Genomic DNA, 7,591 nt, shown 5'->3' on the forward strand with positions numbered 1-7,591 from the left:
TGGAGACATAAAATGGCGGATAAGGCTGTCGTGGAACACCTGCGGGCAAAAGTGTCCGAATATCGCAAAATCATCCTGCAACTCTGCTGCAGGGCACAGGGGCTGCATATTGGAGGCGACCTGTCCTGCGCGGAAATGTTGGTGGCCCTGTACCATTATGCGCTGAATATCGATCCCCGAAATCCCGCGTGGGAAGATCGCGACCGATTCATTCTCAGCAAGGGGCACTGCGGAGCGGCGTGGTATGTGGTCATGGCTCAACGGGGTTTTTTTGAGATGCAAGAGCTTCTGGATACTTATCAGGGCCAGGAAACACGTTTTTGTCTGCATCCCTGTAAAACCGCGTGTCCGGAGCTGGACAGCTCTTCCGGCTCTCTGGGGCATGGCCTGTCCGTTGCGGCGGGTATCGCTCTGGCGGGAAAACTGGATGGGAAAAAATACCGCACTTTTTGCATGATGGGAGACGGCGAAATTGGGGAAGGATCGGTCTGGGAGGCGGCTCTCGCGGCCCCTCGCTTCAAACTGGGGAATCTCGTCGCGATTCTGGACCGCAACAAAATGAGTCTGGACGGTTTTACCGAGGAAATTATGCCACTTGAACCAATTGTTGATAAATGGCGGGCCTTCAACTGGAATACCGTGGTCATCGACGGGCATGACCTTGCACAGACGGTGGACGCGCTGGATGCCCTGCCTCCCGTCGAAAGCGAAGTTCCCACAATTATTGTCGCCGAAACGGTCAAGGGGAAAGGGGTTTCTTTCATGGAAGACAACCCTCTCTGTCATTATATGAAAATTGACGAAGCGCAGCTGCAACAGGCCCTGACTGAAATAGACGAGGCCTGCCGGGCGGTGAGGGGGGCGCGGGGATGATGAAACTTTTTGCCCCCGGCGAAAAAACGGTTGTCGCGGCCCGGCCCGTCTGGCAGGAATATTTCGCCGCGATGATGAAAAATCACCAAAACGTCGTTGCCCTGACGGCGGATCTCTCTCGCTCAACCTGCACAGAACTTGCCCGTAAAGAGGTTCCGGAGCGTTTTTTTAACGTTGGAATCGCCGAGCAGAACATGCTGGGAATGGCGGCAGGGCTGGCGCTGAACGGAAAAATTCCATACTGCGCGACTTTTGCGCCCTTTGCCTCCATGCGCGCCGCCGAACAGTTCCGGAACGACATTTGTTACATGAACCTGAACGTGCGGCTGGTGGGGTCGTTCGCGGGTATTGTCATGCCTTCCGGCCCCACTCATTCCGGGCTTGAAGACGCGGGAATCATTCGCGGCATGCCCAACAGTACAGTCGTCTCGCCGTCGGATCTCCATATGCTCGCGAGGATCTTCGAGGCATCGGTGGACTATCCGGGGCCGGTGTATATCCGGCTGGAGAGCGGGGCCAACGAGCCTGTTCTCTATGCCGAAGAATACGAATTCAAAATTGGAAAGGCCCTTATCGCAAAACCGGGGAAGGATGCTGTCATTATTTCGTTTGGAATGATTTTGCGCAACGCCCTGGAAGCGGCCCTGAAACTCGGCGAGGAGGGATTTGATGTGGGTGTGATCGATATGCACACGCTGAAACCTCTGGACGCCGCCGCCGTCCTGGAGGCCGCCCGCCGAACGGGGAGAATCATTACAATGGAAAATCACTCGATTTACAATGGCCTTGGCAGTGCAGTTGCTGAAACGATTCTTGAAAGCGGAATACCCTGTAAATTCAAGCGTCTGGGCATTCCTGACCGTTTTCCAGCTTATGACGACCCTGAAAAATTGGCCATCCGATATGGTTTTGGAACGGAAGCGGCCGTTTCCGTCATAAAAGCAATGTTTTAAAGATTTGGAAAGAATATAACAACATCGGGTTCTGTTTCATCGTATCATTCGAACTTTTACGGAGGAGAAGAAATTTTCTCCTTCGTTCTTTATCTGTTTCTGAAAATATGTTCCCGCACGAAGCTGAAGCCGTCTTTATCCAGAAGCTGCGTGGAGCAGAAGAAAACAACGTAGAAGATGATGAAATGGATGGTGATATTCGTGAAAACGACGCTTTCCAGCCGGGCCTCCTCGTAGAGCGTTGGGTTGAAATAGAGCCGCACGGTGAAAATACTGTAAATAATGGCGTAACACAGACTGTAGAGAAGAGCGAGAAGAAAGCTTGTCGTCTGACGGCGGAGCAGAGTATAGATCCCCCATCCGATTAAAATGAGGCTTGATGAGGAAAGGAGGAAACTGGTTCTTATGCCGGTCACGCGCAGGCCGAATAAGATTGTGAGCAGGTTGATCCCCGCCAGACTGCCCAACACGACCCAGGGCAGGGGAGTACCGAGGATGGAATTTCGCAAAGTCGAATTTTTCTCTTTTTCGGCGCTGAAGGATTGCGAAAAATAAGCGCGCAGCCTCTTTTGCTGTTCTTCGATCGTTGGAGAATCGGAGGACGCCGGGGAGCCCTGCGGCATTTTTCCCGTCTCGACCGCGATTTTTCCCTGGAATGCGGTCGGGGAACCCGCGGAGTACGAGGAGACGCCGGCCCCGACGGGAGTTCCTGTTTCCTGCCTCGGAGCAGACGGCGGGAGCGGTTTTGCCGGGTAAGTCGAGGCAGGCGCCCGCAGAGGGGAGGTTGCGGGCTGGGAGGGCATCTTCTCTCCTCCCTGCGCGGTCAGAGAGGCGTCGTAGGCCCGTCGTTTTTCCGTGTCGCTCAGAATTTCCCGCGCCTCCGCCACTTTTTTATAGATATTCATCGCGAACACGTTATCGCGGTTCACATCCGGATTGTAAAGCTCCGCCATTCTGCTGCAGGCCGCCTGTATCTCCTCCTGCGTCGCGGTTCGAGAGATTCCCAGAATGGAATAATAGTCACCTGCCATTTAGAGGTTCCTTCTTTCGAATAAATTCCATCAAATAAATTCCCCGTTCAAACACGCGGTTCACGCCCCACGGCTGCGGCGCAATTGAGTTGAACAGATACCGACTCTTTTTCTTTTCCGTACATAATACTCCAACCGTTGAAATTTTTCTAACTATTATTGCCTTACAATCACAATTTTTTTGCATTTTCCATGGATTTCCCGACTCGGACTGCTTATGTCAATTCATAATCATTTACAGAAATCAGTCAGAGAGAGTTCATCACCCGGCAATAGCCTTCCACCGCCCGGTCCTCGGAAAAAAAGGCAGCCCGTTCCCTCAGCGTTTCCGGCGGCAGGGGCGAGTCGAGGGCTTCTTTCATTGCCCGCGCCACGTCCGCGGCGTCGCCGACTCTGGCGAGGCGTCCGCAGCGTCCCTGGTCCAGAATTTCCTTCGGGCCGCTTTTGCAGTCGGTGGCGACGACGTTGCAGCCGCAGGCCAGCGCCTCGGCTACGACATTGCCGAATCCCTCGAAGCGGGATGTCAGAACGAAGAGCGCCGCGCGTTTCATCCAGGGATAGGGATTGGATATGTAGCCCGGCAGCGATGCGCGAGCTTCGAGGCCCAGCTCACGAATGAGTTTTTCCAGATCCGGACGCTGTTTTCCTTCTCCCAGAATCACAAGCCTCAGATTCGGGTACTGCGGGGTCAGGAGGGCAAAAGCCCGGATCAGCGTGGCAAAATCCTTCTGGTCTCCCAGCCGCCCCACCCCCAGAACGACCGGTCCCGCTTCCGGAGCGAACCAGGGATGTTCCAGAAGGGCCTCCATCTGCATGGACATTTCCTCCGTAAGGACGGGGTTGTAGACGACGTGAATCTTTTCCGGCGGCAGCAGGCCGAGAGTTTTCATTTCCTCCGCCACGCCCTCCGATATGCACACGCAGGCCGCGGCCCAGGGGTAAAGCAGACGGCAGCGCAAAAATCGCAAACGGATTTGAAGGGGACCCCGATCCATCGTGAACATGTTCCGCTGAGACAGAATGACCTTCATATTGCCGGCAGGCGAATCCGGCTTTGTCAGAGAGAGCAGCGCCTTCGCCAGCAGCGCGCGCATGGACGTATAGACGGGCAGGAGAAACTCCACCTCACGAAAACGGAGTTCTCGCAGAAGTCTGAAAAAAGAGCCCTTCAGGTCCACAACCTCCACCTCGGGCCTTACGGCGGAGCGCAGCGGGCCTTTGTCCTTCAGGAGAAACAGAGAGACCCGCCACCCCTCCTGTCTGGCCAGACCGTTGGCCAGTCGCAGAGAAGAGCGTTCCGCCCCCCCTTCACCCAGGTCGCGCAGAAGAAAAGCCGCTTTTCGGGGCCGCGCCGCGCTGTCGTGTTGTGGACGCTCCGTCGCGTTTAGTTCGTTCAAACAGGTCATACGCTGATTATAACGAAGCGAACCCTTACAGGAACCGCTCGATCTCGCCCTGCTGCTGTTCGAAAATCGGAACGTAAGGTTGGGGATTACGGCCGAAACAGATGTCCATCTGCTCGTAGAAGGCAATTTCATCCGTGTTGACGAAACGCTGAACGATGGCGTCTTTGGTGGGCATGTACCGGATTTTTCCATTGTTGACTCCCACCACGGTCACTCCGACGATCCCGTTTTCCAGTAAAAAGACGCCCGCCGCGCCGATTTCCTTCCCGAAATTGACGTCATAGGCGGCCGTCAGGCCGCTTCGAACCATGTGTCCCGGAACGACTTCCCGAACCTCAGGCAGCTCGAACACGTCGGGGACGTACATACCGGAATTTTTCATGAATTGTTGAATTTCCGGATCTTTCTGCATTGTCGTTTCGAAGCGGGAGCGAATGTAACGGGCCACCCCCGTCAGCTTGACGTGTCCAAAGGAGTCCGTTCCCCCATCGTTTTCCGAGAAGAGCTTTCCGTCTTCCCCCCGGACTCCTTCCGCCACGACGATGACGTAGGTTCCCGAATGCACGTCGGAGTTCATGATGCGCCGGATGTAATAATGCTTCATGTGTTTGTAGACCACATCGAAATCCACCTTGATTTCCGGAATTAAAATGCAGTCCGCGTCAGAGGCTATGCCTCCGCGGAAGGCCGTGTGCCCGGCGTAGCGCCCGAAAACCTCCACGATAATGATCCGGTTGTGGGTTTTGCCCGTGGTTTTAATGTCCTGGACGATGTGCGCGATTTTGTTGATAGCCGAGTCTCCCCCCACCGAGTAGGTCTGCAGGTCGAGGTCCATCGTTTTTGGGGCGTGGACGCAGGGAATTCCGTTCTGGCAGAGATCCACGACGACGCTGCCCGTGTCGTCGCCTCCTGAAATCAGCAGACCGTCGATGTTGAATTTGCGCAGCCCCTGAAGGATGCGGTTGTATTTGTCCGGATTTTTGATTTTAGCGATTTTAACGCGGCTGTGGCCGGCCTCGCTTCCCGCGAAGGAGGAATTGACGTGGTCGGTGCGTTCCTCGTCCAGTAAAACGAGATGTTCGAAATCCACAAGGTTGTAGAGCCCCGCGTATCCGCTGGGGATGATGTAAACTCCGATTCCTCGCGATATTGCCGCCTTTGCCGCTCCACGCACCACGGCGTTCAGGCCTCCGCAGTCGCCTCCCGAGGTGATGATCCCGATGTTCTTTATCTTCGCGGTCATGATTTTTCCCCTTCCTTATTTCATTGTCGAAAATTATGCTGACGGAATGCCCGACGCGCAGGGCACTCCGGTCTGACAAAGGCCGCAGCCGTAACCTTCAAATTTATAATTTTCCAAAACATAGGGGGCTGTCCTGCCGCTCAGCCACTGAGAGCAGCGGGATTTATCGTGACCCCGTTCGGACAGCGCGCCGACGGGGCATCGGGCGATACAGGCGCCGCATTTTTTCTGTGTTTTGAAAATACAGTATTCGTCGTAACGGGAGTAAGGGCGAGGTGTCGGCGTGAGCCGGGCGCGGAGGACTATCGAGCCGATGCGGACCGCCTTTCCCAGGGGGGTGATCAGCCCGTCGCAGAGTCCAAAGGTCCCCAGCCCGCAGGCGTGGGCGATATGACGCTCCGACCAGGTGGAAACGAAGACGTACCGTTCCGACGCCATCGAGGTCCATGCCTCCAGGTTCATGGGCGCGACGGCATCGACGCCGGAGGTTTTCAGGAATTCGACCATGTGGGCTCTCAGTCTGACGTTTTCCTTTTCTCCGAAAATACGACTGCGGGCCCAGCGTTCGGCGGGCCACTCCTTCTGTCGGGCGTTATCCTGCTTTGTGACTGCCGAATGAGGCAATATCCAGGAGACGATGGAAAGTTCGTCGGCCGAAACGGTTCCGTATCCTCCAAGGGAGAAGGCCTCCGCCGGAGTCCAGTGGCGCGGGTCCACCCATTCCCGGAAAGTTTCGAAAATCGGATCGTCCCCGCGGGACACCCCCAGCAACGGACTTTCCCACATCCGTTCGTTTTTCAGAAGCGTTTCTTTCACGAGCTCCATGGCGTTGCCCGCGTCCTCTTTCAAAAAACGTTCCGCCTCGCTGCGGATCGACTCGAAAAGCTCCATGACTTTTTCTCCCTCCCCTGGCTGTGGCGCGCTGTCGTGGTGCGCTCTCATGGAGCGATTATATAACGATTCCGAATGACATTGTGAATCCGAAATGAGTAGTATAATCCTGCCTGTCCGTGAAATAAAAGATTTTTGTACTTTCATAATTGCATAATTGTCGTAAAAAATTGAGGAGGCCGAAGGTTCGGCTGAGGAGCTGGGGATGGTGAAAGAACCGGGAACGGGCGTGTCCCGTGAGGGTTTGAGAGCCGTAAGACTCTTGTGGGGTTTGTTCGTCTATGCAATCGGGATTGTTTTGACGGTTCACGCAAATCTGGGGCTTTCCCCCTGGGATGTGTTTCATCAGGGACTTGCTCTGCGTCTGGGGCTTTCTTTCGGAATGGCCAGCGTTGCCGTGGCGGTGGCCATTGTGGCCGCGGTGGCCCTGATGCGAGAGCATATCGGCCTGGGAACCCTCTGCAACATGATTCTGATTGGAAGCTTCGTGGACGTTCTGATGTTTGGCCGATGGGTGCCGGAAGCGCATTCGTTTTTTTCAGGGCTGCTCATGATGACGGGAGGTCTGTTCGCCATCGCCATCGCCAGCTTTTTTTACATGGGAGCCGGTTACGGAGCGGGGCCGAGAGATTCCCTGATGGTGGTCCTGTCCCGGCGGACAGGGCGTCCCGTGGGATTTTGCCGGTGCATCGTGGAGGGAACGGCTCTGCTGTGCGGCTGGATCCTGGGCGGGCGAGCGGGATGGGGCACTGTCATTGCGGCCTTCGGTATCGGTATTGCGGTGCAGATCGTCTTTACCCTGCTGCGTTTCAACGTTCGGACGCTCCATCAGGAGTCCCTGCTGGAATCCTGGGCGCGTCTGAAAGATTTTTATCGGACGGCCCGCGCAAAGTGACGGTTTCATCAAAGGGTTGTACACCTGACGAAGGCTCTGTATTTTTAGACGAAAAATGTGTATCATGTTCTTATCCAATAAGTAATTAATTTTTTGTTTCTGTTTGTGCGCGCAGAAGATTTGGGTCGGCTCAGAAACGATGAACTCAAAACAGATCTAACGCCCGGTACTTAAAAAACGAGGGAGGTAATGTGTTATGAGGAAGTTGTTACTGGCAGCAGCGGCGTTTGTGTGTGTGTTTGTATCGGGAGCGGCGTATGCGGCGTATCCGGAGCAGCCCATCACCCTCATTTGCCCCT

7 protein-coding genes are annotated in these 7,591 nt (G+C 55.1%); 3 read left to right on the forward strand and 4 right to left on the reverse strand.

The features are described 5' to 3' along the window. Positions 1 to 12: 12 nt before the first annotated feature. On the forward strand, positions 13 to 873 hold the full coding sequence (locus tag LBR61_03805) for a transketolase (protein MDR1731198.1): 861 nt from the start codon (positions 13 to 15) through the stop codon (positions 871 to 873). Then, a complete protein-coding gene (locus LBR61_03810) occupies positions 870 to 1,826 on the forward strand; it encodes a hypothetical protein (GenBank protein ID MDR1731199.1) in 957 nt (318 codons plus the stop codon). The genes LBR61_03805 and LBR61_03810 overlap by 4 nt, the downstream gene beginning before the upstream one ends. 89 nt (positions 1,827 to 1,915) lie before the next feature. On the opposite strand, the gene LBR61_03815 is transcribed toward LBR61_03810, so the two are convergent. The 4 genes from LBR61_03815 to LBR61_03830 form a co-directional block, all read right to left on the reverse strand. Beyond that, positions 1,916 to 2,857: a DnaJ domain-containing protein gene (locus LBR61_03815; GenBank protein ID MDR1731200.1), complete on the reverse strand. Its 942-nt coding sequence runs from the start codon at positions 2,855 to 2,857 to the stop codon at positions 1,916 to 1,918. Positions 2,858 to 3,105: 248 nt separating this feature from the next. After that, positions 3,106 to 4,254 carry a glycosyltransferase gene (locus tag LBR61_03820; protein ID MDR1731201.1) on the reverse strand — a complete coding sequence of 383 codons (1,149 nt, stop codon included), beginning with the start codon at positions 4,252 to 4,254 and terminating at the stop codon, positions 3,106 to 3,108. Between the two features lie 34 nt (positions 4,255 to 4,288). Next, positions 4,289 to 5,506: a 6-phosphofructokinase gene (locus LBR61_03825; protein ID MDR1731202.1), complete on the reverse strand. Its 1,218-nt coding sequence runs from the start codon at positions 5,504 to 5,506 to the stop codon at positions 4,289 to 4,291. Between the two features lie 33 nt (positions 5,507 to 5,539). After that, positions 5,540 to 6,397, reverse strand: a complete 858-nt coding sequence (locus LBR61_03830; GenBank protein ID MDR1731203.1) for a hypothetical protein — start codon at positions 6,395 to 6,397, stop codon at positions 5,540 to 5,542. Positions 6,398 to 6,602: 205 nt separating this feature from the next. Here LBR61_03830 and LBR61_03835 point away from each other — a divergent pair, with 205 nt between their 5' ends. After that, a complete protein-coding gene (locus LBR61_03835) occupies positions 6,603 to 7,292 on the forward strand; it encodes a hypothetical protein (protein MDR1731204.1) in 690 nt (229 codons plus the stop codon). The last annotated feature ends 299 nt before the right edge of the window (positions 7,293 to 7,591 follow it).

This window comes from Synergistaceae bacterium (assembly GCA_031272035.1).
Lineage (GTDB): Bacteria > Synergistota > Synergistia > Synergistales > Aminobacteriaceae > JAISSA01.